The sequence below is a fragment of the Thioclava sp. DLFJ4-1 genome (genome assembly GCF_002020145.1).
GTDB lineage: Bacteria > Pseudomonadota > Alphaproteobacteria > Rhodobacterales > Rhodobacteraceae > Thioclava > Thioclava sediminum.
In genome coordinates this window covers 301,784-322,170 of the sequence record NZ_MPZT01000004.1, presented here as the reverse complement: position 1 = coordinate 322,170, position 20,387 = coordinate 301,784, and the positions used below count along the sequence as shown (strand labels likewise).

At 65.4% G+C, this 20,387-nt stretch carries 20 protein-coding genes; 7 read left to right on the top strand and 13 right to left on the bottom strand.

Annotated features, from left to right (window positions below; all coding sequences use genetic code 11):
- Nucleotides 1-106: 106 nt before the first annotated feature.
- The 13 genes from ftsZ to BMI85_RS14425 all read right to left on the bottom strand — a co-directional run bounded on the left by ftsZ (nt 107) and on the right by BMI85_RS14425 (nt 14,712).
- Nucleotides 107-1,804 carry a cell division protein FtsZ gene (gene ftsZ / locus BMI85_RS14485; protein WP_078601776.1) on the bottom strand — a complete coding sequence of 566 codons (1,698 nt, stop codon included), beginning with the start codon at nt 1,802-1,804 and terminating at the stop codon, nt 107-109.
- Nucleotides 1,805-2,073: 269 nt separating this feature from the next.
- The gene (gene ftsA / locus BMI85_RS14480) at nt 2,074-3,399 is read right to left on the bottom strand and encodes a cell division protein FtsA (RefSeq protein ID WP_078522995.1); all 1,326 of its coding nucleotides are present in this window, start codon (nt 3,397-3,399) and stop codon (nt 2,074-2,076) included.
- Complete coding sequence (locus BMI85_RS14475; protein WP_078601775.1) at nt 3,396-4,361, bottom strand: cell division protein FtsQ/DivIB; 966 nt, start codon at nt 4,359-4,361, stop codon at nt 3,396-3,398. The genes ftsA and BMI85_RS14475 overlap by 4 nt, the downstream gene beginning before the upstream one ends.
- Nucleotides 4,349-5,263 (bottom strand): D-alanine--D-alanine ligase, encoded by a 915-nt coding sequence (locus tag BMI85_RS14470; RefSeq protein WP_078601774.1) that lies wholly within the window; start codon nt 5,261-5,263, stop codon nt 4,349-4,351. The genes BMI85_RS14475 and BMI85_RS14470 overlap by 13 nt, the downstream gene beginning before the upstream one ends.
- A gap of 66 nt (nt 5,264-5,329) precedes the next feature.
- Complete coding sequence (gene murB, locus BMI85_RS14465) at nt 5,330-6,262, bottom strand: UDP-N-acetylmuramate dehydrogenase (protein ID WP_078547622.1); 933 nt, start codon at nt 6,260-6,262, stop codon at nt 5,330-5,332.
- Nucleotides 6,263-6,310: 48 nt separating this feature from the next.
- Nucleotides 6,311-6,562: a DUF2484 family protein gene (locus tag BMI85_RS14460; RefSeq protein ID WP_078601773.1), complete on the bottom strand. Its 252-nt coding sequence runs from the start codon at nt 6,560-6,562 to the stop codon at nt 6,311-6,313.
- Nucleotides 6,559-7,749 (bottom strand): APC family permease, encoded by a 1,191-nt coding sequence (locus BMI85_RS14455; protein ID WP_078601883.1) that lies wholly within the window; start codon nt 7,747-7,749, stop codon nt 6,559-6,561. The genes BMI85_RS14460 and BMI85_RS14455 overlap by 4 nt, the downstream gene beginning before the upstream one ends.
- Nucleotides 7,750-7,833: 84 nt before the next feature.
- Nucleotides 7,834-9,243: a UDP-N-acetylmuramate--L-alanine ligase gene (gene murC, locus BMI85_RS14450; protein WP_078523001.1), complete on the bottom strand. Its 1,410-nt coding sequence runs from the start codon at nt 9,241-9,243 to the stop codon at nt 7,834-7,836.
- A complete protein-coding gene (locus tag BMI85_RS14445) occupies nt 9,240-10,343 on the bottom strand; it encodes a UDP-N-acetylglucosamine--N-acetylmuramyl-(pentapeptide) pyrophosphoryl-undecaprenol N-acetylglucosamine transferase (protein ID WP_078601772.1) in 1,104 nt (367 codons plus the stop codon). The genes murC and BMI85_RS14445 overlap by 4 nt, the downstream gene beginning before the upstream one ends.
- Nucleotides 10,344-10,361: 18 nt before the next feature.
- Nucleotides 10,362-11,528 carry a putative peptidoglycan glycosyltransferase FtsW gene (locus tag BMI85_RS14440; RefSeq protein ID WP_078523003.1) on the bottom strand — a complete coding sequence of 389 codons (1,167 nt, stop codon included), beginning with the start codon at nt 11,526-11,528 and terminating at the stop codon, nt 10,362-10,364.
- Between the two features lie 150 nt (nt 11,529-11,678).
- A complete protein-coding gene (locus BMI85_RS14435; RefSeq protein WP_246832567.1) occupies nt 11,679-12,917 on the bottom strand; it encodes an FAD-binding domain-containing protein in 1,239 nt (412 codons plus the stop codon).
- Nucleotides 12,918-12,970: 53 nt separating this feature from the next.
- On the bottom strand, nt 12,971-13,405 hold the full coding sequence (locus tag BMI85_RS14430; RefSeq protein WP_246832566.1) for a cyclophilin-like fold protein: 435 nt from the start codon (nt 13,403-13,405) through the stop codon (nt 12,971-12,973).
- A 107-nt stretch (nt 13,406-13,512) separates the two neighbouring features.
- A complete protein-coding gene (locus tag BMI85_RS14425) occupies nt 13,513-14,712 on the bottom strand; it encodes an NAD(P)-dependent alcohol dehydrogenase (RefSeq protein WP_078601770.1) in 1,200 nt (399 codons plus the stop codon).
- A gap of 243 nt (nt 14,713-14,955) precedes the next feature.
- Here BMI85_RS14425 and BMI85_RS14420 point away from each other — a divergent pair, with 243 nt between their 5' ends.
- The 7 genes from BMI85_RS14420 (at nt 14,956) to BMI85_RS14390 (ending at nt 20,205) form a co-directional block, all read left to right on the top strand.
- Nucleotides 14,956-15,411 carry a cupin domain-containing protein gene (locus tag BMI85_RS14420; RefSeq protein WP_078601769.1) on the top strand — a complete coding sequence of 152 codons (456 nt, stop codon included), beginning with the start codon at nt 14,956-14,958 and terminating at the stop codon, nt 15,409-15,411.
- Nucleotides 15,412-15,476: 65 nt separating this feature from the next.
- Nucleotides 15,477-16,406, top strand: coding sequence for a LysR family transcriptional regulator (locus tag BMI85_RS14415; RefSeq protein ID WP_246832565.1), 930 nt, complete (start codon nt 15,477-15,479; stop codon nt 16,404-16,406).
- Between the two features lie 182 nt (nt 16,407-16,588).
- Complete coding sequence (locus BMI85_RS14410; protein ID WP_078601767.1) at nt 16,589-17,452, top strand: aldo/keto reductase; 864 nt, start codon at nt 16,589-16,591, stop codon at nt 17,450-17,452.
- Nucleotides 17,453-17,605: 153 nt separating this feature from the next.
- Nucleotides 17,606-18,367, top strand: coding sequence for a carboxymuconolactone decarboxylase family protein (locus BMI85_RS14405; protein ID WP_078601766.1), 762 nt, complete (start codon nt 17,606-17,608; stop codon nt 18,365-18,367).
- Between the two features lie 11 nt (nt 18,368-18,378).
- Complete coding sequence (locus BMI85_RS14400; protein ID WP_078601765.1) at nt 18,379-19,017, top strand: NAD(P)-binding domain-containing protein; 639 nt, start codon at nt 18,379-18,381, stop codon at nt 19,015-19,017.
- A 36-nt stretch (nt 19,018-19,053) separates the two neighbouring features.
- Nucleotides 19,054-19,449 (top strand): cupin domain-containing protein, encoded by a 396-nt coding sequence (locus BMI85_RS14395; RefSeq protein ID WP_078601764.1) that lies wholly within the window; start codon nt 19,054-19,056, stop codon nt 19,447-19,449.
- Nucleotides 19,450-19,524: 75 nt separating this feature from the next.
- Complete coding sequence (locus BMI85_RS14390) at nt 19,525-20,205, top strand: dihydrofolate reductase family protein (protein ID WP_078601763.1); 681 nt, start codon at nt 19,525-19,527, stop codon at nt 20,203-20,205.
- Nucleotides 20,206-20,387: the final 182 nt, after the last annotated feature.

Genomic DNA, 20,387 nt, shown 5'->3' with positions numbered 1-20,387 from the left:
GATCGGGCGGAACGCCGCGCAAACGCACATAAGGCCCTGATTTATAATAGAAAAAGGCCCGCTTTCGCAGGCCTTTTTCGACGTTTCGTGAAGTCTTTGTGAGCGATTAATTCGCCTGACGGCGCAGGAATGCCGGGATCTCGATGCGATCCTGATCATCGGATTGCTCGTCGTCATAGCTTTCGGCGCGCGGCTGTGCAGTCTGCGGACGCTGCTGCTGGGGCTGCGGCGCGGGCTGCTGCGGAGCATGCTGCTGGGGCGCGTGGCCCTGCTCGGCATGGCCGTGGCCGGTCATGCGATTGATCAGCGAGTTGATGCCAAAGCGCGGACGCTCTGCCTGCGGCTGCGGTTGCGGCTGCTGCGGTGCGGCCGGGCGAGTCGCCGCCATCGGACGCTGCGCGGGCGCGCTCGACGGAGCCTTGTTCACCGCCGCCTCGAGACGGCGCAGGGCTTCCGGCGAAGGGGTGCCGGGCTGACGCGGACGCGGTGCGACATAGTCATGCGCGCCGTCTTCGACATGCAGATCCTGCGCGGGCGCAGGCTGCGGACGATAGGCCGGCGGCGGCAGGTCGTCAGCGGCTTCCTGAGCGCGCGGCTGCTCCATCGTGGCGCGGGCTGCGGGCGCGTCGAACAGGGTCCGCTCTTGTGCGGTCTGCTGCGGCGCGGGCTGCGGGGCTGCCTGAGCGGCCGGTGCCTGTTGCGGCGCGGGCTGCGGGGCCGGAGCGGGCTGCGGCGCCGGAGCGGGCGCATGCTCGATGGTAGCTTCGGCTGCGGTTTCCGCGGGCTTCAGCGGCTCGGCGAGCGAGCGACGCGGCACCGGGACTTCCGCCGGGGTGGCCAGCGCATCTATACCGGTCGCGACCACGGAGACACGCATCGCGCCTTCCATGTCGGGGTCCAGCGTCGAGCCGACGATGATGTTGGCATCCGCATCGACCTCTTCGCGAATGCGGTTGGCCGCTTCGTCGAGCTCGAAAAGCGTCAGGTCGTAGCCGCCGGTGATGTTGATCAGCACGCCCTTGGCGCCTGCCAGCGAAATCTCGTCGAGAAGCGGGTTCGCGATGGCCTTCTCGGCGGCCTGAACCGCGCGATCTTCGCCCGTCGCCTCGCCGGTGCCCATCATCGCCTTGCCCATCTCGTCCATCACCGCACGCACGTCGGCGAAGTCGAGGTTGATCAGGCCCGGACGGACCATCAGGTCGGTCACGCCTTTGACGCCCTGATACAGAACGTCGTCCGCCATCGAGAAGGCCTCGGTGAAGGTGGTCTTCTCGTTGGCCAGACGGAACAGGTTCTGGTTCGGAATGATGATCAGCGTGTCGACGACCTTCTGGAGCTCTTCGAGGCCCTGCTCGGCCTGACGCATCCGCTTGGAGCCTTCGAATTGGAACGGCTTGGTCACGACGCCGACGGTCAGAACACCCAGCTCACGCGCGGCCTGCGCGATGATCGGAGCAGCCCCGGTGCCGGTGCCGCCGCCCATGCCAGCGGTGATGAAGCACATATGCGCGCCTGCGAGGTGATCGACGATCGCCTCGATGCTTTCTTCGGCCGCGGCCGCGCCCACCGTGGGACGTGCGCCTGCGCCCAGACCCTCGGTGACCTTGGTGCCCATCTGGACCCGGGCCTGCGACTTGGACTGCTGCAGCGCCTGAGCGTCGGTATTCGCGACCACGAATTCCACGCCCTCAAGCTGCTGCTCGATCATGTTGTTGACCGCGTTCCCGCCCGCGCCCCCGACGCCGAATACGGTGATCCGGGGCTTCAGGTCCTCGTGCTCTGACATCATCAAATTCAACGCCATGTGGTATGTCCGCCTGTTGTTGCTGCCCGACCCTGTCCCAGGCCGATTTCAATGGAAATTAGACCGATTTTAGCGATGAATCGCCGCAGCGTCACGTAAAAAACCGCTTCGGACCACAAAATCTGGAGCTCCAGATTCCGTGACCAGCGGTATTTCGCGCAGACGTCAGCATATTGTGTGGATGATGCGGCCAGACCGCCGCCGCTACGCGAACTTGAACTTCGCGCGACAGGCGTCTGAGATCAGTCGATTTTCACTTTTGCAACATTTCACCAATTATCGCGGAACCAGCGGATGGCCCGGCGCAGCGAGCGCCCGCCCAGCGTTTCGGGGGGCATCTCGAAATCCCACCACTCGTCTTGCGGATGCGCCGCAAAAAGCGACAGACCCACCACGGAAGAGAAGCCCGACCCGGTCGCGGCCTGCGGCAGACCCTGCACCCGCATCGGTCGTCCGAGCCGCACATTCTGGCCGAGGATTCGCGCGGCCAGCCCGTCGAGACCGGGGATCTGGCTCGCCCCGCCCGTCAGCACGATCTGCTTCGAAGGCAGGTGCTCGAACCCCGCAGCATCGAGGATCGCGCGCACGTCTTCGAGGATTTCCTCGACGCGCGGGCGCATTATTCCGATCAGTTCGGCGCGGCTCACCTGGCGGCGGTCTTTCTCCCAGTCGCCGGAGTCGCCGCCCAGCTCGATCATCTCGCGATCGTCCATGCCGGTGGCGACGACGCCGCCGTGGAAGGTCTTGATCCGCTCGGCCACCGACATCGGCACCCGCAGCCCCGCCGCGATGTCGCGCGTGACATGCTCGCCGCCCAGCCGCACCGCGTCGGCATAGATCATGTGTTTCTTCATGAAGATCGACACGCCGGTCGCGCCGCCGCCCATGTCGATGCAGGCCGCGCCCAGTTCCTGCTCGTCCTCGACGAGGCTGGAGACGCCCGAAACGTACGCCGAGCTGGCGATGCCCGCGAGTTCGAGATCACAGCGACGGATGCAATAGATCAGGTTCTGGATCGCGGTGTCGGAGACGGTCAGCAGATGCATGTCGACCGCGAGGCGCTGCCCCGCATGGCCCCGCGGATCGGCCAGACCCGAGCGGTGATCGAGTGCGAAGTTTACCGGCTGCGCATGAAGCACCTCGCGCCCTGCCCCGAGCGGCGGGATATCGCACGATGCCAGCACGCGGCTCACATCGACCTCGGTGACCTGATCGCCCTGCACTTCGATCTCGCCCGCCAGCCCGTAGGACCGCGGCTCGGCGCCCGCGAAACAGGCGATGACGTGATCGACGCGGGTATTGGCCATCTTCTGCGCGGCCTGCACGGCGGTCCGGATCGCGCGCTCGGTCTCTGCCATCGCGTCGATCTCGCCGAAGCGCACCCCGCGCGAACGCGTCGTCGCGGCCCCAATCACCCGCACCGAGGCGTGCCCGGCCAGCGAGTCCTCATCCTCGGACCCGTTCGGATTGTCGAATTTCAGAACGAGGCAGGCGATCTTGGAACTGCCGATATCGAGAAGCGCGATCACGCCCCGTTGCATCGCTGCCTTACGCATGTTGCGCATTGCGCGCTGGAACTCGTAGAGATCGGTCATTGCGTGGCCCTCGCTTTGAGAATGTCAGACTGCACCCGGCGGAATTCGGCGAGCGCGTTATCGCTGAGCCGGATCGTCGGACGGTCCTTGTTTCGAAAATCAATCACGGTGAAATCGCGGGCGAGCAGATCCTCGGCGGTGTTGAGCGCGAGGATGCGGTCGAGTGCGGCGACGGGATCTGTCTCGGGCAGCATGATCCGCTGGTTATGATCGAGCACGAGATCCCAGCGCCGCTCGCCCAGCCGCTCCAGCCCGCGCAGACGCGGCAGAAGCGGACCGGCATCGGCAATGATTTCCAGCGCCTCGGGCACCGCCTTATCCGCGCCCATGCCGGAAATCACCGGCAGATCGGGGCGCGCTTCGCGCGAAATCAGCGTGGCGACCCGGTGGCCAGACGCATCGAGCATCTCAAGCCCCGCAGGCTGGCGCCAGAGGATCGCGGGGACGCGCTCGGTCACGTCGGCCTCAAGCACGCCGCCCGGGCGGATCACCAGCCGCGCATCGGCCACCGCATCGAGGCGGCGGATCGTGTCGCGATAGGCGTCGAGGTCGATATCGAAGCTGGACGCAGGGAGCCCCACCGGCAGCATCGCGCGCACGGCATGGGCGACCTCGGGGCTCGCGCCTTCGATCTTCAGCAGCTTGACCATGAATTCGGGGCGATGTTCGATCGCGTCCTTCACATCCTGCACCTGCGCGACGAGATCGGCGCGGCGGCCCGGATCGCCCAGCCACAGGCCGAGACCCGCGACGATCAGAACAATCGGCACGCCGATCCGGGTGAAGGCGCGCACCGCAGGCGTGAGCCACAGCCGTTCGAGTTTGAAAGCAAGCCGCGACGGCGCGGGATCGCGGCGGGCGGGACGTTTGGAGCGTTGGTAAACGCGAGGGGCCATACCGCCCGAAGGGCCTTGGCGATGCCCGGGGGCTTCGCGCGGCGGGGCACCGTTCAGCGGCCGCATGAGGCGTCCTCCACCAACCAAGCGCAAAGCTCGGGGAAATCGATGCCGCAATGCGCGGCCTGTTCGGGCGAAAGCGACGTGGGCGTCATGCCGGGCTGGGTGTTGGTCTCCAGCAGCACGAGACCGGCGAGCCCCCTGCCCTCGTCCCAGCGGAAATCGGTGCGCGAGAGGCCCCGGCAGCCCAGCACCTGATGCGCGCGGACCGCATAATCGAGGCAGGCTTCGGTGATCTCGACGGGGATCTCGGCGGGCAGAACGTGGCGCGAGCCGCCGGGGCGGTATTTCGCGTCATAGTCGTACCAGCCCTCGGTGATGATCTCGGTCACGCAAAGCGCGCGATCGCCCATCACGGAAACCGTCAGCTCACGGCCCGGGGCGTAGGTCTCGACCATCACCTCTTCGGGCATCTCGGCCGATAGCTGCGGCGGCGAGTTCGCGCCATCCATCACCAGATAGACGCCGACCGACGAGCCCTCGTTATTCGGCTTCACGACATAAGGCGCGGGCAGCACGTGCCGCGCCATCACGTCGTCCTTGGTCGCGATCACGGATTGCACGATCGGCAGGTTCGCGGCGGCATAGGCTTGCTTGGCGCGCGCCTTGTCCATCGCCAGCGCCGAGGCCAGCACACCGGAGTGCGTGTAAGGAATGCGGAGCCATTCGAGCATGCCCTGAACGCAGCCATCCTCGCCCCAGCGACCATGCAAAGCATTGAAAACGCAATCGGGCGCGGCATCACTCAGCCGTTGCGGGAGATCCTCTCCCGCGTCGATCTCGATCACTTCGAAACCCGCCGTGCGCAACGCCTTGGCGCATTCGCGCCCCGAGGACAGAGACACCTCCCGCTCAGCAGAAGGGCCGCCCAGAAGAACCGCCACACGGTGGGATGCCCTGCTCGACATACCCGCTACTTTCGCCTCATGCGGGGGTTGACCCCCGTCCGGTAATTGCGTTGCAGGGTAGAGGTCTTACGCCTCGAATTCTCCTACACGCATGATTTCCCACTCTAGCGAAATTCCGCTCGATTGCACAACCTTTTTGCGCACCTCTTCCCCGAGATTTTCGAGATCGGCCGCGGTCGCCCCGCCAGTGTTGATCATAAAGTTGCTGTGTTTTTCCGACATTTGCGCGCCACCGATGCGCGCGCCGCGCATTCCGGCGTCGTCGATGACCTTCCACGCCTTCAGCTCATGCGTGTCATCGGCCCGGCCCGTCGAGGAAAAGCCCGCCGGGTTGCGGAAGGTCGATCCGGCGGTGCGGTCCTTGGTGGGTTGGGTCGCGTCGCGCTTGGCCAGTTGCTCGGCCATATGCGCTTCAAGCGCGTCGGGGTCACCGGCCTCCGCCCGGAACGTCGCGCCGGTCAGCACCCAGCCTTCGGGCAAATCGCTCTGACGGTAGGCGAAGTTCAGATCCCCGGGCGTGAGCGTGACCCGCTCCCCTGCCCGCGTGATCACGCGCGCTTCGATCAGGTGATCGGCGACGTAAGAGCCGTAGCAGCCCGCATTCATCCGCACCGCCCCGCCGATCGCGCCGGGAATGGTGCGCAGGAAAGTCAGGTCCAGCCCCGCCTGCGCCGCCTTGCGCGCGACATGGGCGTCGAGCGCCGCGGCGCCCGCGGTGACCGTGTCGCCCTCGCAGGCGATGCCGTTGAAGCCCCGCCCCATGCGGATCACCACCGCCCGCAGTCCCCCATCGCGCACGATCAGGTTCGAGCCTACGCCCATCGGAAAGACCGCGATCTCCTCGGGCAGCCCTTTGAGGAACTCTGCAAGGTCATCCTCGTCGGCAGGCTGGAACAGCCAATCCGCCGGGCCGCCCACGCGCAGCCAGGTCAGCGAGTCGAGCGGACGGTTCGGCGTTAGCGCGCCGCGCGGGGTATAGGTCGAAGGACAATCAGTCATGGCGCATTTCGTAGCCCCGCGCGCAGGGCGAGGCAAGCGATCCCGATCTCATTCAGCGGGGTCACGCGTACCCCGCAGCGCACGGACAAGGAAAATGACCGGCCAGCGCAGCACAGACATGCCGCCCGCCAGCACCAGCAGCCCCATGATCGGGCCGTTCTGATAGGTCACCCAGCCCACCAGCGGCACGCCCAACGCGATCAGCCCCCACGCGCCCGGCCAGTGGAACCGCCTCGGTCCCATCGCGATCAGCGTGGCAATGAGCGCCCAGACACAGGCAAGAACGAGCGAGACGGTCATGAGAAACCTCCCAGGGCTGCGATCAGGGCCGCTCCGGCGACCAATGCGCCCACGACCGGAACGGCCATAGGCACCTTGAACGGCGCATAGTCGGACCGGCTTTTCAGCGCGACGAGCGACAGGTTAACGAGAAGGAAGACGCCCAGGAGCACCTTCGAAGTGATACCGGCCAATTGCTCGACCGGGGCAGCGAGCGCAAGCGCAATCATCGCCATACCGCAAAGAAGAGTCGCGAGGACCGGGGTGCCAAAACGCGGATGCGCCTGATGAAAAACGGACAGCGCGGGACTGCGGCGGCCCAGACCGAACAGCACGCGCGCCGCCATCACCACCTGCGCAAGCACTCCGTTGAGCGCCGCCGCCACCGCGATCGCGGCGAGGATGCCCGGCCCGTGCCCCGCCGATTGCCAGACCAGCGCCAGCGGTTGCTCGGAGCGGGCGAGATCGGCCAGCGGCACCGCGCGCACGGCAGCGTAGCTTACGGTCAGATAGAGGATGGCGGTGATCGCGAGCGCGGCGAGGATCGCACGCGGCATGTCGCGGATCGGGTCGCGCATCTCCTCGGACATGTTCACCATATCCTCGAAGCCGATGAACGCGAAGAAAGCGAGCGAGGCGGCCGCCGCGATGCCGGCCCATTGCGGTGCGGGCACCGGCGTGAGATCGGGGCTTGGATCGGTCGAAAGTCCCGCCCAGATCACCAAAACCAGCCCGACCACTTCGACAAGCGTCAGCGCCACGGCGAGCCCCACGGATTCCAGCACACCTAGGCAGGCGACGCCGATCAGCACCAGCCCGAAGGCGATCATCACGCCCTCGACCGGCAGCGGCACCAGCAGTGTCAGATAGCCAGCCCCACCACGCAGCACCGTCGCCGCCGACACTGTGCCTGCGACCACGATACCCAGCCCCACGATCAGCGCCAGCGCGTGACTGCGCAGGCCTTCCTCGACAAAGGCGGCTTCTCCGGCGGCTTCGGGGATGCGCGAGGACAATTCGGCATAGGACAGCGCGGAGGGCGCCGCGATCAGCCCCGCCAGCACGAAGGCCAGCGGCGCCCAGATCCCGGCCTGAGCCGCGACCGCGCCGACCAGCACATAGATGCCCGCACCGACCATGACGCCGACCCCGTAGCCGGTCATCAGCCACGGACCCAATCGGCGTTTCAGATGCGTCTCGTCACGCATGACGCGGCCCTTCTTGCCCACATGAGACGACGTGGCAGCGCCGCAAGTCTTTTCGATGTCGTGCCGGGTCGCCCCGGCGCCTGCTCAGCCCCCCAGCTTCGCAGGCAGGTTGTTCGCCCAGGTCGAGATCGTCCCCGCCCCGAGGCAGACGACGATATCGCCGGGACGCGCCTGTTCACGCACCAGCCGAGCCAGATCATCTTCCGACAAAATGGCACGAGCATGACGGTGACCATGCGCGATCAGCCCGGCGACCAGATCGTCGCGCGTGGCGCCCTCGATCGGTTCCTCTCCCGCCGAGAAGACCTCGGCGATAGCGACGACGTCAGCCTCGTTGAAACAGGTGCAGAAATCGTCGAACAGCGAATGCAGGCGCGAATAGCGGTGCGGCTGGTGGACCGCGATCACCCGTGCGCCCGGCTTCACCGCCTGACGCGCCGCTTTCAGCACGGCGGCGATCTCGACCGGGTGGTGGCCGTAATCGTCGATGATCGTGACCCCGCCCAGCACGTCGCCGACCTTGGTGAAGCGCCGGTTGACGCCGCCGAAGCTCGCCAGAGCTTCCTTGATCTCGCCCATCTTCATCCCGAGGTGACGCGCCACCGCAACGGCGGCCAGCGCGTTCGAGACGTTATGATCGCCCGGCATCGGCAGCGTGCAGCCCTCGATCACCGGCTTGCCCTCTTCGCCCTGCAACGCGATGTCGAAATGCGCGACGCCCGCATCGTAATGCAGGTTGATCGCCCGGATATCGGCCTGCGCGTTGAAGCCGAACGTCACGACGCGGCGGTCGTTGAGCTTGCCGACCAGAGTCTGCACTTCCGGGTGATCGGTGCAGCAGACAGCCAACCCGTAGAAAGGGATGTTCGAGACGAAATCGTAAAACCCTTTGCGCAGCGCATCGAAGGAGCCCCAATGCTCCATATGCTCGGGGTCGATATTGGTCACGATGGCGATGGTCGCGGGCAGACGGTTGAACGAGCCGTCGCTCTCGTCGGCCTCCACCACCATCCACTCGCCCGCGCCTGCGCGCGCGTTCGAGCCATAAGCGTGGATGATCCCGCCATTGATCACGGTCGGGTCGAAATTGCCCTTGTCCAGAAGCGTCGCGACCATCGTCGTGGTCGTCGTCTTGCCGTGAGTGCCGCCGATCGCGATGTTCGATTTCAGGCGCATCAGCTCGGCCAGCATCTCGGCGCGGCGCACGACCGGTAGACCGCGGCGGCGCGCCTCTTCCAGCTCGGGATTGCCCGGCTTGATCGCGGTGGAGATCACCACGACGCCCGCCTCACCGATATTCTCGGCGCGCTGGCCCTCGAAGATGGTCGCGCCCAGCTTCGCCAGACGGTCGGTGATCTTGGAGGATTTCGCATCCGAGCCCTGAACCGTGAACCCTTGCGTCATCAGCACTTCGGCGATGCCGGACATGCCGATCCCGCCGATACCGACGAAATGGATGGGGCCGAGTTCTCCGGGCAGTTTGGTCGCGTTCATTGTGTCTTTCCTGCTAGGTCTTCGACGAGGGCGACGAGCCGCTCGGTGGCGTCCGGCACCCCGTAGGAGAGGGCCGCGCGCGACATCTGCAGCGCGCCCTCGGGGTTGTCCAGCACCAGTGAAATTTGATCCGCGAGGCTCTCCGTCGAGAGCTGGCTTTCGGGGATGGTGATCGCGCCGCCGGTCTTCGCAAGACCGCGCGCGTTGGCCGCTTGGTGATCGCCCGCGGCGGCGGCATAGGGGATCAGGATCGCGGGTCGTCCGATGACGGAGATATCCGCGACCGAGGACGCACCGGCGCGCGAGATCACCAGCTGGCATTCGCTGAGACGGCGCGGCACGTCGTTGAAGAAGGGCTCGACCTCGGCGCTGATGCCTGCAGCTTCATAAGCGGCCACGACCCGGTCGAGGTCTTCGGGGCGCGCCTGATGGGAGACGCGCAGATTGGCGCGGGCGGCTTCCGGAAGGCTCGCCATCGCCGCCGGAACCGTGTCCGACAGGATGCGCGCACCCTGAGAGCCGCCAATCACGAGGACCGACATCGGGTAGTCGCCCGGCGGGATATAGGCCGCGCCCGCACGCTCGAGCACCGAGGCGCGCACCGGGTTGCCCGTATGCTCGCCCTGCACGCCCTCGGGCAGATCGGTCGGCCAGGTGCCGCAGGCGAAGCGGTTCACCTTCTTGGCGAAGACGCGGTTCACCTTGCCCATGATGCCGTTCTGCTCGTGAATGGCGCGGGGGATGCCCAGGAACACCGCCGAGGACAGCGCCGGGATCGTCGGATAACCGCCGAAGCCCACCACCACCGTCGGCTTGTCCGACAGGTTCTTGCGGATGGCCGAAGCCACGCCGCCCGCGATCTTGAACGGCACGCCCAGCTTGCCGAGCGCACCACCGCGCGCGAACGTCGCCGAGGCGATCTGCTCGACCGTCACCGTATGGGGAAAGCCGCCCGCGTAGCGCGCCCCGCGCGCATCCGTGGACAGCTTGACGCGCCAGCCCCGGCGCACCATCGCCTCGGCCAGCGCCTGTGCGGGGAACATATGCCCGCCGGTGCCGCCAGCGGCGATCAGCAGTAGCGGGGTCGTGTCCTTGGCCATGTCCCCCTCCTGAGGGTTTTAGCGACCGCGCCGGGCGAGAATATCCGAAATCTGTCCCTGCGGCCGGGTCCGAGTCAGCGCGAGCAACATACCCACCGCAATCCCCGAAGCAATGACCGAAGAGCCCCCGTAGCTGACGAACGGCAAAGTCATGCCTTTCGCGGGCAGAAGGCGCACCGCGACGCCCATATTGATGATCGCCTGAACGCCGAAGGCGCAGGCCAGACCGGAGCCCGCAAGCCGGGTGAAGGGATCGCGCTCGCGCATCAGGCGCAGCAGCGACCGGATCACGACCGTCGCGTAGAGCGCGATTATCACGAGGACGAGGATCAGCCCGTATTCCTCAGCCGCGACCGCGATGATGAAGTCGGTATGCGCATCGGGCAGCGACCATTTCACCGAACCCTGCCCCACACCGACGCCAAAGAACCCGCCCTCTTGGATCGCGTTCGTCGCGTAGCCGATCTGCGTGCGCGGATCGACATCCGTCGACAGGAAGCCGTTGATCCGGCGCGCGAAGTGTTCCGAGAAATTATAGGCGAAGAAGCCGCCCGCCACGGTCAGCGCCCCGATCCCTGTCAGCAGCGCAATCGGCGCGCCCGAAATGAAATACATCACCGACCATGCGAACAGCACCAGCGAGGCCTGCCCGAAATCGGGTTGCAAGGCGAGCGCCACCACGATGATGACCATCAGAAGGAAGGAATAGAGCCGCCCCTTCGGGCCCCCGACGTCATGGGCTGCGGCCATGAACCAGCCGGAGATGATGACGAAACCGGGCTTGAGGAATTCGGACGGCTGGATCGATGCGAAGCCGAAGGAATACCACCGCACCGCGCCCTTGCCGAAATCGGTGCCCAGCACTGGCAGCAGCATCACCGCGACGAAGGCGCCGACGAAGCCGATCACGCCCAGCCTGCGCACCTGTTTCGGGTCGAGCATCGAGATGCCCAGCATCACGCCCAGCGCCACCACCCCGAAGAAGGCCTGTCGCTTGACGTAATAGAAAGGCTCAAGGCCGTTGCGCTCTGCCAGCGGCACCGAGGCTGCCAGCCCCAGAAGCATGCCAAGGCCAAACAACGCCAAAACGGCGCCGAGCGCCCATTTGTCGATCGTGCGCCACCATTTCGGTAAGACGGGTTCACCGGCCCGCACGGGGACGGTGCCGAATGCCATTTCTGTCATGGGCTATACTGCCGTTACTGCCTCGAATACGCCCGTTTTCCGGGTCTGATCGGAATCGTAGCCCAAAAGCTTTGAGATGACTAGGAAAATTCCGAAGAAGCGCGATCACTCGGCGATGATCGGCAAGGGCGCGCGCAATTCCCCCTGCCCTCAGGCCAAGCCAAGCTCTGCAAGGATTTGAGGGAGTTTCTTTTTGACCTTGAAGAACCCGGCCGTGGCATGGGGCCAGATCACGCGATCCCACTCCCGCGTTAGCTCGCACAGCGCGATGTCATACTCGCCCAGCGCCGCCTCCGCGCGCTCGCGCCAATCGCCGAGCGGTCCGATCGGGACATACGGCGTGACGAGTTGCTGCACGCCGAGGCTTTGCGCCCAATCGAGCAGTGCTGACGAGTCCTCGGCCCTCATGCGTTGCACTTCCGAGAACCCTGAGCGCGCGGCAGCATCGGCGAGCGCGTCCCGTTCGAACCGGGCGACATGCGGCGCCACCTTGCGCGGTGAGCGAAGGTGACTTGCGGTGACAGTCGCGGTCCCGCGCAGATCGAACGCGCTCAGATCGAAATCCTCGACGCGGCAATCTTCCTCGGTGATCAGAAGCGCCGTGGGCAGCCCCGGCTGCGGGGCGCGCGGCACGCGCAATGGCGCGACCGCGGGCAGGCCCTCGGGCTCTTCCGCCTCCAACCCCGCACTCACCTCCGCCAATTGCGCGGGATCGGGCGCGAACCGCCCTCCGGTATAGCGCGCGATATTTCCGGCCTCGGCGGCATAGAACTTGCCCCGCGTATGCAGCCCCGCGACCCAGCGCCAGCTGAGTGTATTCGAGGCCGGATCCCCGTCGAGCAGATGGCGGTAGAAGAAATCCGCTCCGATCCGCCATGGTAGCCGAAGCGTGAAGATCCAGATCGAGGCGAACCACATCCGGGCATGGTTGTGCAGATAGCCGGTCTCGCGCAGCTCACACGCCCACGCGTCGAAGCAGGCGATCCCGCTGCGCCCCGCCTCGGCCTCGGCCACGCGCGCGGCCAGATCGGGCGCGTCGTCGAGCGCGGCGAGGTCTTGCGCCAACCCGTCCCGATAGCGCGCCCAGATCTCAGGTCGGTGCTCCAGCCAGCCCTTGAAATAGCCCCGCCAGAGCACCTCCTGCACGAATTTCTCTGCAGCCCCTGCACCATGGGCCTCATAAGCCCGCGCCACCGCATCACGCTCCAGCACAAGACGCCTGCGCAGATAGGGCGAAAGTTGCGACACCCCCGAGTGCCGACCGGCCCCGTGATCGAAATTGCGCCCCTGCGCGTAATCCGCGCCCATCTTCGGGGCGAACCGCGTCAGACGGCCCTCACCCGCAGCGCGGGTGGCTGTAGGCAATGGCAAAGGCTCGGCGGCGGTCACGGCATCTCCTTCCGGGTCGGGCTACCGAATTACGCCGCCGAGAGGCTATGCGATCACTCCGCGCGCTCGAACCGAACCGTCGGATTGCTCATCATCGCCTCGAGCGACCCGTCGAACGCGCCCAGCCGCACGAGGCCCGGCGAGTTGGCAAAGGGTTTGTAGAAGATCGCGAGATTGCCCCAAGGCGCATAAAGCGTGACGTCGCCCGTCTTCGGCTCGTAGCTGCGCGGCGCGCCGGTCGTGTCGAGCTTGCGCGGCAGATCGGCGATCTTCTCGATGCCGTGGTAGTCGCGCAAGGTCAACTCCAGCGGCATGAGCGCCGCGAAATCGCGCCCTGCAGGGGTGTCGTCGAGCTTGGCAGTCAGAACCGTCTCGCCTGCGGTCACGGTGATCGGGATCATGCTGTCTCCTTTCGTCTCCTGAGCGCAGGCCATGCTGGCGGCGACGCATAGCGCCGCGACGGGTGTCAGAAACTTCGTGACGCTCATGGCCGATGCCCTCCTGCTGTCTGGAGACAAATCTAAGCGCGATTGCGCGGGAGGATTACCCGCCGCGCAATACTGCCACAGATGAGCCGCGCTCATCAGTCGCCGTTTCAGGCCTGGGTCATGTCGATCACATAACGATAGCGCGCCTGCTTGTTCACGACCTTCTCGCAGGCTTCGCCGATCTGCTCAGGGGTGATCATCTCGTAGGTGGCCGCGACCCCGTGATGCGCGGCGAAGTCGATCACGCGCTGGGTTTCGGCAATGCCGCCGGTCATCGAGCCCGCGAGGCTCTGACGCCCGAAGCCCATCATCATCCCATGCGCCCCCTCGATCGGGAACAGCGCGCCGACATTGACCAGCGTCTTGTCGAGCTTGAGCAGGTTCAGGAATTGCTGCATCGGATAGGCCACCGGAACGGTCGAGAGCATCAGGTCGAAGCTGCCCATCTGGCTCCGCATCGCGGCCTCGTCGGACCAGAGAAAGGCCTCGGCGGCGCCGAAAGCCTTGGCATCGGCGATCTTGTCCTCGGAAGTGGTGAAGACGACGACCTCGGCCCCTTTCGCCGCCGCCAGCTTTACCGCGAGATGGCCCAGACCGCCCATGCCGATCACGCCGTAACGCTGGCCGGGCTGCAGATCCCAGTGATTGATCGGCGAGAAGGTGGTGATCCCGGCGCACAGAAGCGGCGCGAACCCGGCCAGATCGACCCCAGGCGGGATGCGCAGCGCGAAGTCTTCCTTCACGACGATCTTCTTGGAATAGCCGCCATAGGTCACCCCGCCCGAAATCTTGTCCTCGGAATTATAGGTGAAGGTCGTGCCGTTGAGGCAGTTCTGCTCGCGGTCGGCCAGGCAATTGGCGCAGGTGCCGCAGCTGTCGACCATCGTGCCGACCCCGGCGATATCGCCCTCGCGGAACTTGGTGACCTCAGCGCCGATGCCGACGACCCGGCCGACCATCTCGTGACCGGGAACGAGCGGAAACTGCGGCATCCCCCAGTCGCCCTTGTAGGTGTGGATGTCCGAGTGGCAGATCGAGCTATACATGATCTCGACCACGACATCCTTCGGGCCAGCGGCACGGCGCGAGATCGTATGGGGCGCGAAACTGCCCTCCGTGTCGAAGGCCGCCCAAGCCTGCACCTCGGAGGCTTCGAGCGATGCGCCGCCCTCTTGCGCGGTCGCTTGCGTGGCGACGCTCGCCGCCAAGGGGGCCGCGGCCAGCGCGGCGCCGCTGCGCAGGAAATTGCGGCGGCTTTCGCCATCGCGGGTCAAGGTTTGGAACGTGTCATTGCAGGACTGGCACATCTCGGGCCTCCTTTTTCGGGAACTGACGAAGAGCGCCGGAACAAGGGTGGCGCCTGCCTTTCAACATGCCGCGAAACGCGCCGCAGATAATCACCGCTTTGCGCACAGCATCCATGAATCCTGCTCATGAGGCTTTCCGGCTTTTGCGGCATTAACCCCGCGTCTGCGGTCCTTACCTCAATGAAAGCGAGGCCAGGGAGATCACGGCCTTGCCATTGAAACGCAATCCAAGGGAGACCCCTGATGATCCGCACCTTCACGACGCTCGCCGTCCTTCTCGCCGCCCCCGCCGCCGTTGCGCAGTCGATGGAACTGACCCCGGCGGAGAGCCGCGCGGCCACGATCGGCAGCTCTGAGACCTTCACCGGCACCGCCCTCGTCGCCCCCGTCTTCGGCCCTGACATGGGCGATGTGAGCGCGGGCGAAGTGACCTTCCTTCCCGGCGCGCGCTCGGCTTGGCACACCCATCCGGCGGGGCAGAAACTGGTCGTGACGGCAGGCTCTGGCTGGGTGCAGGAACGCGGCCAGCCCAAGCAGCTGATGCAGGCAGGCGACGTCATCTGGTGCCCGCCCGGCATCGAGCATTGGCATGGCGCGACAGACACGACCCATGTGACGCATTTCGCGATCCAGCAGGTGGTGGATGGCTCCGCCGTGACCTGGGGCGAGAAGGTGAGCGACGCGGAATATCTGGAGTGATCCACGGCTGAATAATCCGTGGACGTCATGAACCACGCGCATATATCGTGAGGGAGACCCGCCCGATGGCGACACCAACATTCAGCGAGGCCTCCCTCATGCTGCGCGAGAATATCAACGATCTGATCGCCTTGGCCGCCGTCGCCGAAGAGCGCAGCTTCACCAAGGCCGCGGCGCGGCTCAACGTGTCGCAATCGGCGCTGAGCCACACGATCAAGGCGCTGGAGCAGCGGCTGGGGCTGCGGCTGCTGACGCGCACCACGCGCTCGGTCGCGCCGACGCTCGAGGGCGAGGATCTTCTGGCCACGCTCAACCCCTGTTTCGAGATGATCGAGGCACGGCTGCGCGCGCTTGATGACGCGCAGGACCAGCCCACGGGCACCGTGCGCATCGTCTCTACCGATTACGCGATCGAGACGGTGCTTTGGCCGAAGCTCTCGCCGCTGCTCAAGCAATACCCGTCGATCAATGTCGAACTGGTGATGGATTACGGCTTCACCGATCTGGCCTCGGCGCAATGCGATGCCGGGGTGCGCTATGGCGACAGCGTGAGCGAGGGGATGATCGCCACAAGGATCGGCCCGGACGAACGGATGCTCTGTGTCGGCGCGCCGTCCTATTTCGAAACGGCGGGCGTGCCCCAGACCCCGCATGATCTGAGCGAACATAATTGCATCAACCTGCGGCTGGCGACGCATGGCGCGCTCTATGCGTGGGAATTCGAGGATGCCGAGGGCCACGAGATCCGGGTGAAGGTCTCCGGTCAGGCCTGTTTCAACACGATCGGGTTGGTGCAGCACGCGGCGCTGGATGGGCACGGGCTGGCGCTGGTGCCGGACCGGCTGGCCGCCCCGCATCTGGAAAGTGGCGTCCTGCAAGCCTGCCTCGAGGAATATTGCCCCTATTTCCCGGGATTTCACCTCTATTACCCCAGCCGCCAACGCCCCTCCTCGGCTTTCGGGGCTGTGCTGGAAGCGCTGCGCGAGCGGAGCTGATCGGCCCCCTATTATCACTCTTGGGTGAATGAACGTGCGCATTCATGTTTCCAGCTCATGAGTGCTATAAAAATTCTGCCGATTATCCTCTGGCCCAGTGCGCCATAGATTGCAGGACATGAACCGAAGCCGTGCTCTTGAAAAATGAGGGGCGCGGCGCACTCCAATGCAAGGAGCCAGACATGATCCTGAACGAAACCCTTACCCTCCCCAATGGCGTCGAGATCCCGAAACTGGGCCTTGGCACCTGGATGATCGACGATGACAAGGTGGCCGATGCGGTGAAGGCCGCCGTCGAGATGGGCTATCGCCATATCGATACCGCGCAGGCCTATGGCAACGAGCGTGGCGTCGGCGAAGGCATCCGCAATTGCGGTGTTCCGCGCGACGAGATTTTCCTGACCACGAAGCTCGACGCGGGCATCAAGAACTATGCTGACGCGAAAGCCGCGATCGACGGCTCGCTCGAGACGCTTGGACTCGACAAGATCGACCTGATGATCATTCACAGCCCGAAGCCCTGGAGCGAGTTCCACGGTGACGATGGCTATTTCGAGGGCAACCTCGAGGCGTGGCGCGCGCTGGAAGAAGCCTACGAGGCAGGCAAGCTGCGCGCGATCGGCGTGTCGAACTTCGAGAAGTCGGATCTCGACAACCTGCTCGACAATGCAAAGGTCAAGCCGATGATCGATCAGATCCTCGCGCACGTGTCGAACACACCCTTCGAACTGATCGATTACATCCAGAGCAACGGCATGGTCGCCGAGGCCTATTCGCCGATCGGTCACGGCCAGATCCTCGACAATGCCGAGATCAAGGCGATGGCCGAGAAATACGGCGTCAGCGTCCCGCAGCTGTCGATCCGCTACGTGCTGCAGCTGGGCATGGTCGCGCTGCCGAAGACCGCCAATCCCGATCACATGCGCTCCAATGCGGCGCTCGATTTCGAGATTTCCGACGCCGATATGGAGGCGCTGAAATCGATCGAGGAGATCAAGGATTACGGCGAGGCGAGCATGTTCCCCGTCTATGGCGGGCAGCTTTAAACCAGACCATCGCACCGCCGGGCCTGTCCCGGCGGTGCCTCTCAGGCCTTTCGATGAATCTCGCTCATGAGTGACTTGGCTTGATGCGGCATTAACCTGAACGCCGCCTCCCCCATCTCTGAAGGACAAGATCAACCCGACAGGAGAGATGATATGAAAACCCGTTTTGCAGCTTCTGCTTTCGCTCTGATCGCGTCCTCGGCCTCCGGCGAGGCGCTCGATCGCACTATCCCCGACGCCGTTGGCCGCGCGGCCCCCGCCCTCGAGGCCTATTCCACCAATGACCTTCTCGGCTCGGTCTGGACCGGCGAACAGCTGTCCATGCGGGACCGTTTGCTCGTGACCTTCGCGGCGCTGATGACCCGCCACGAGACCGAAAACCTCCAGCGTTTCGTCGAACTCGCGCTCGATAGCGGCGTGACGCCGGCCGAACTGTCGGAAACCGTCACCCATCTCGCCTTCTACACCGGCTGGGGCAATGCGACCGCCGCGGCCGAGGCGATGGCCCCGGTCTATGAGGCGCGCGGGATCGCCGCGGACAGCCTTCCCGGCGCAGAGGTCGATCTGCTGCCGCTCGATGAGGAGGCCGAGGAATCGCGCGAGAGTTTCGTGCGCGGCACCTATGGCGACGTCTCGATGGGCGTGGTCGACAACACGCGCGAGCTTCTGTTCCGCGACCTCTGGCTGCGTCCCGACCTCGCGCCGCGCGACCGGTCGATGGTCACCGTCGCGGCCCTGATCGCGGCGGGCCAGCCCGAGCAGATGACCTTCCACCTCAACCGCGCGATGGATAACGGGCTGACGCAGGAGGAAGCGGGCGCGATGCTCTCGCATCTGGCCTTCTACGCGGGCTGGCCCAAGGTCTTCTCCGCCCTGCCGGTGGCCAAGGACGTCTTCGAGAAACGCGCCGAATAAAGGACCTTGCCATGAAGATCGCCATTCTCGGATCTGGACTGATGGGCGCGAAGCTCGGACGGATCTGGGCGCAATGCGGCCACGAGCTGCGCTTCGCCTATTCGCGCAGCCAGGCCAAGCTGGACCGGCTCGCCGCCGAGACCGGCGGGCGGGCGACGAGCGTCTCCGAGGCGGTCGCGGATGCGGATGCGATCCTGCTCGCCGTGCATTGGAGCCGGGTCGAGAATGTTCTGTCTCAGGCTGGCGACATGGCAGGCCAGGTGGTGCTCAACTGCTGTGTTCCGCTCGATACGAGCAATAGCGATCTCGTGCTCGGCCCCAAGACTTCCGGGGCCGAGCAACTCGCCACGATGCGCCCCGATGCGCGCTGGGTGGCCACATTCAACACCTCTCCCTCCGAGAGCTTCGCCCCGGTCTTCGCCCGCAAGGGACAGGCCGACCCGCCACAGCTTTTGTTCTACGGCGATGACGAAGGCGCGAAATCCGTCGCCCGCGGGCTGATCGAAGATATCGGCTTTACGCCGGTTGATGCGGGCGGGCTGCGCACCGGGCGTTTCGTCGAACCCTTTGCAATGGTCACCGCCGAGCTAGCCTATGGGCAACCCGGCGGTCCCGCCCTGACCTATCGTTTCGAAAAACTGCGCGGCTAAGCCCGCGCGCCCCTACCCCAAGAAAGGAGTTTTCCCATGAAAATCATTCGCTCCGGCACCAACGCCTCGATGCAGGGCCCCGAAGACTGGTTCACCGGCACCGTCCGCGTCGATCCGCTGTTTCAGGCCGAAGAGCCCGGCCGCACCTCGGGCAGCCATGTCACCTTCGAGCCCGGCGCGCGCACCGCATGGCACACCCACCCGGCGGGCCAGACCCTGATCGTCACCTTCGGGCGCGGCCGCGTTCAGCGCGAAGGCGGCCCCGTCGAAGAGATCAGCCAAGGCGATGTCGTGTGGTTCCCGGCAGGCGAAAAGCACTGGCACGGCGCCTCGTCCGAGACCGCGATGAGCCATATCGCGGTGCAGGAGAGCATCGACGGCTCGCCGGTCACCTGGCTCGAGAAAGTCGCCGACGAAGACTATAACGGCTGACCTTGAGGGCCGGGTCTGCGCGGCTCGGCCTTCTCTTTCGTCTTCCCAATTTTTTTCAAAGCACGAGGCCCCGCAATGCCCCGGCCGCATATCACTTGCCATATGATCACTACGCTCGACGGACGATTGAAGACCGAAGGGTGGCCCTATTCCGAAGACGAATTGCTGAAGATCTACGATGCGGTCGGTGCGCGTCTGGAGGGGCAAGGCTGGATCATCGGGCGCGCCTCGCTCGAAGGCTGGGTGCCGCATGTCGAGCCGATGCTCGACCCCGCGCCCACCGCACGGCCCGATCGACTGGCGGATCTGGCGGGTCGCACCCTCGGCGTCGTGTTCGACCGCAAGGGGCGACTCTTGCCGGATACGGACGAACTCGAGGGCGACCATCTGGCGATCGTGCTCTCCGAGCGCGTCGCGCAGGCCCATGTCGAACGGTTGATAGAGCGCGGAATCTCGGTCGTGTTCAGCGGTCCCGACGGGGACGACATCGAGGGCGCGCTGAGCCGCATCGCCGAGGGGTTCGGGATCGACCGGCTGCTGCTGGAAGGCGGCGGCACGCTGAACGGCACCTTCCTCGCCAAGGGGCTGATCGACGCGACCAGCACCCTGATCCTGCCGGTGATCGACGGCAATAGCGGCGCGCCTGCGATCTACGAACAAGGCACTGGCCCCGTGCAATCTCTGGAGCTGGTGCAGACCGAGACGCTGGAGAATGGGATCGTCTGGCTTCGCCACCGTGTGACCAAGGAAAGCTGAGACAGGCTTGCCCCAAAGCCCCGCGCGCCATCGTGGCGCTCGAGCTCGTGGCGGCGCAACTCTGAGCGAAGCATGGCGCAACCGTGCCTGCTCGCCTTGAGCGATTTTTCCCTCAACTTCCGCGAAAGACCAACGGCGTCGGGCCTAGCCCCTCGCCTTTTCCTTGAAATTGTCGAAAGACA

Coding starts and splice junctions, on each gene's coding strand:
- ftsZ (WP_078601776.1), bottom strand. CDS start 1,804: ATGGCGTTGAATTTGATGATGTCAGAGCACGAGGACCTGAAGCCCCGG.
- ftsA (WP_078522995.1), bottom strand. CDS start 3,399: ATGACCGATCTCTACGAGTTCCAGCGCGCAATGCGCAACATGCGTAAG.
- BMI85_RS14475 (WP_078601775.1), bottom strand. CDS start 4,361: ATGCGGCCGCTGAACGGTGCCCCGCCGCGCGAAGCCCCCGGGCATCGC.
- BMI85_RS14470 (WP_078601774.1), bottom strand. CDS start 5,263: ATGTCGAGCAGGGCATCCCACCGTGTGGCGGTTCTTCTGGGCGGCCCT.
- murB (WP_078547622.1), bottom strand. CDS start 6,262: ATGACTGATTGTCCTTCGACCTATACCCCGCGCGGCGCGCTAACGCCG.
- BMI85_RS14460 (WP_078601773.1), bottom strand. CDS start 6,562: ATGACCGTCTCGCTCGTTCTTGCCTGTGTCTGGGCGCTCATTGCCACG.
- BMI85_RS14455 (WP_078601883.1), bottom strand. CDS start 7,749: ATGCGTGACGAGACGCATCTGAAACGCCGATTGGGTCCGTGGCTGATG.
- murC (WP_078523001.1), bottom strand. CDS start 9,243: ATGAACGCGACCAAACTGCCCGGAGAACTCGGCCCCATCCATTTCGTC.
- BMI85_RS14445 (WP_078601772.1), bottom strand. CDS start 10,343: ATGGCCAAGGACACGACCCCGCTACTGCTGATCGCCGCTGGCGGCACC.
- BMI85_RS14440 (WP_078523003.1), bottom strand. CDS start 11,528: ATGACAGAAATGGCATTCGGCACCGTCCCCGTGCGGGCCGGTGAACCC.
- BMI85_RS14430 (WP_246832566.1), bottom strand. CDS start 13,405: ATGAGCGTCACGAAGTTTCTGACACCCGTCGCGGCGCTATGCGTCGCC.
- BMI85_RS14425 (WP_078601770.1), bottom strand. CDS start 14,712: ATGTGCCAGTCCTGCAATGACACGTTCCAAACCTTGACCCGCGATGGC.
- BMI85_RS14420 (WP_078601769.1), top strand. CDS start 14,956: ATGATCCGCACCTTCACGACGCTCGCCGTCCTTCTCGCCGCCCCCGCC.
- BMI85_RS14415 (WP_246832565.1), top strand. CDS start 15,477: ATGGCGACACCAACATTCAGCGAGGCCTCCCTCATGCTGCGCGAGAAT.
- BMI85_RS14410 (WP_078601767.1), top strand. CDS start 16,589: ATGATCCTGAACGAAACCCTTACCCTCCCCAATGGCGTCGAGATCCCG.
- BMI85_RS14405 (WP_078601766.1), top strand. CDS start 17,606: ATGAAAACCCGTTTTGCAGCTTCTGCTTTCGCTCTGATCGCGTCCTCG.
- BMI85_RS14400 (WP_078601765.1), top strand. CDS start 18,379: ATGAAGATCGCCATTCTCGGATCTGGACTGATGGGCGCGAAGCTCGGA.
- BMI85_RS14395 (WP_078601764.1), top strand. CDS start 19,054: ATGAAAATCATTCGCTCCGGCACCAACGCCTCGATGCAGGGCCCCGAA.
- BMI85_RS14390 (WP_078601763.1), top strand. CDS start 19,525: ATGCCCCGGCCGCATATCACTTGCCATATGATCACTACGCTCGACGGA.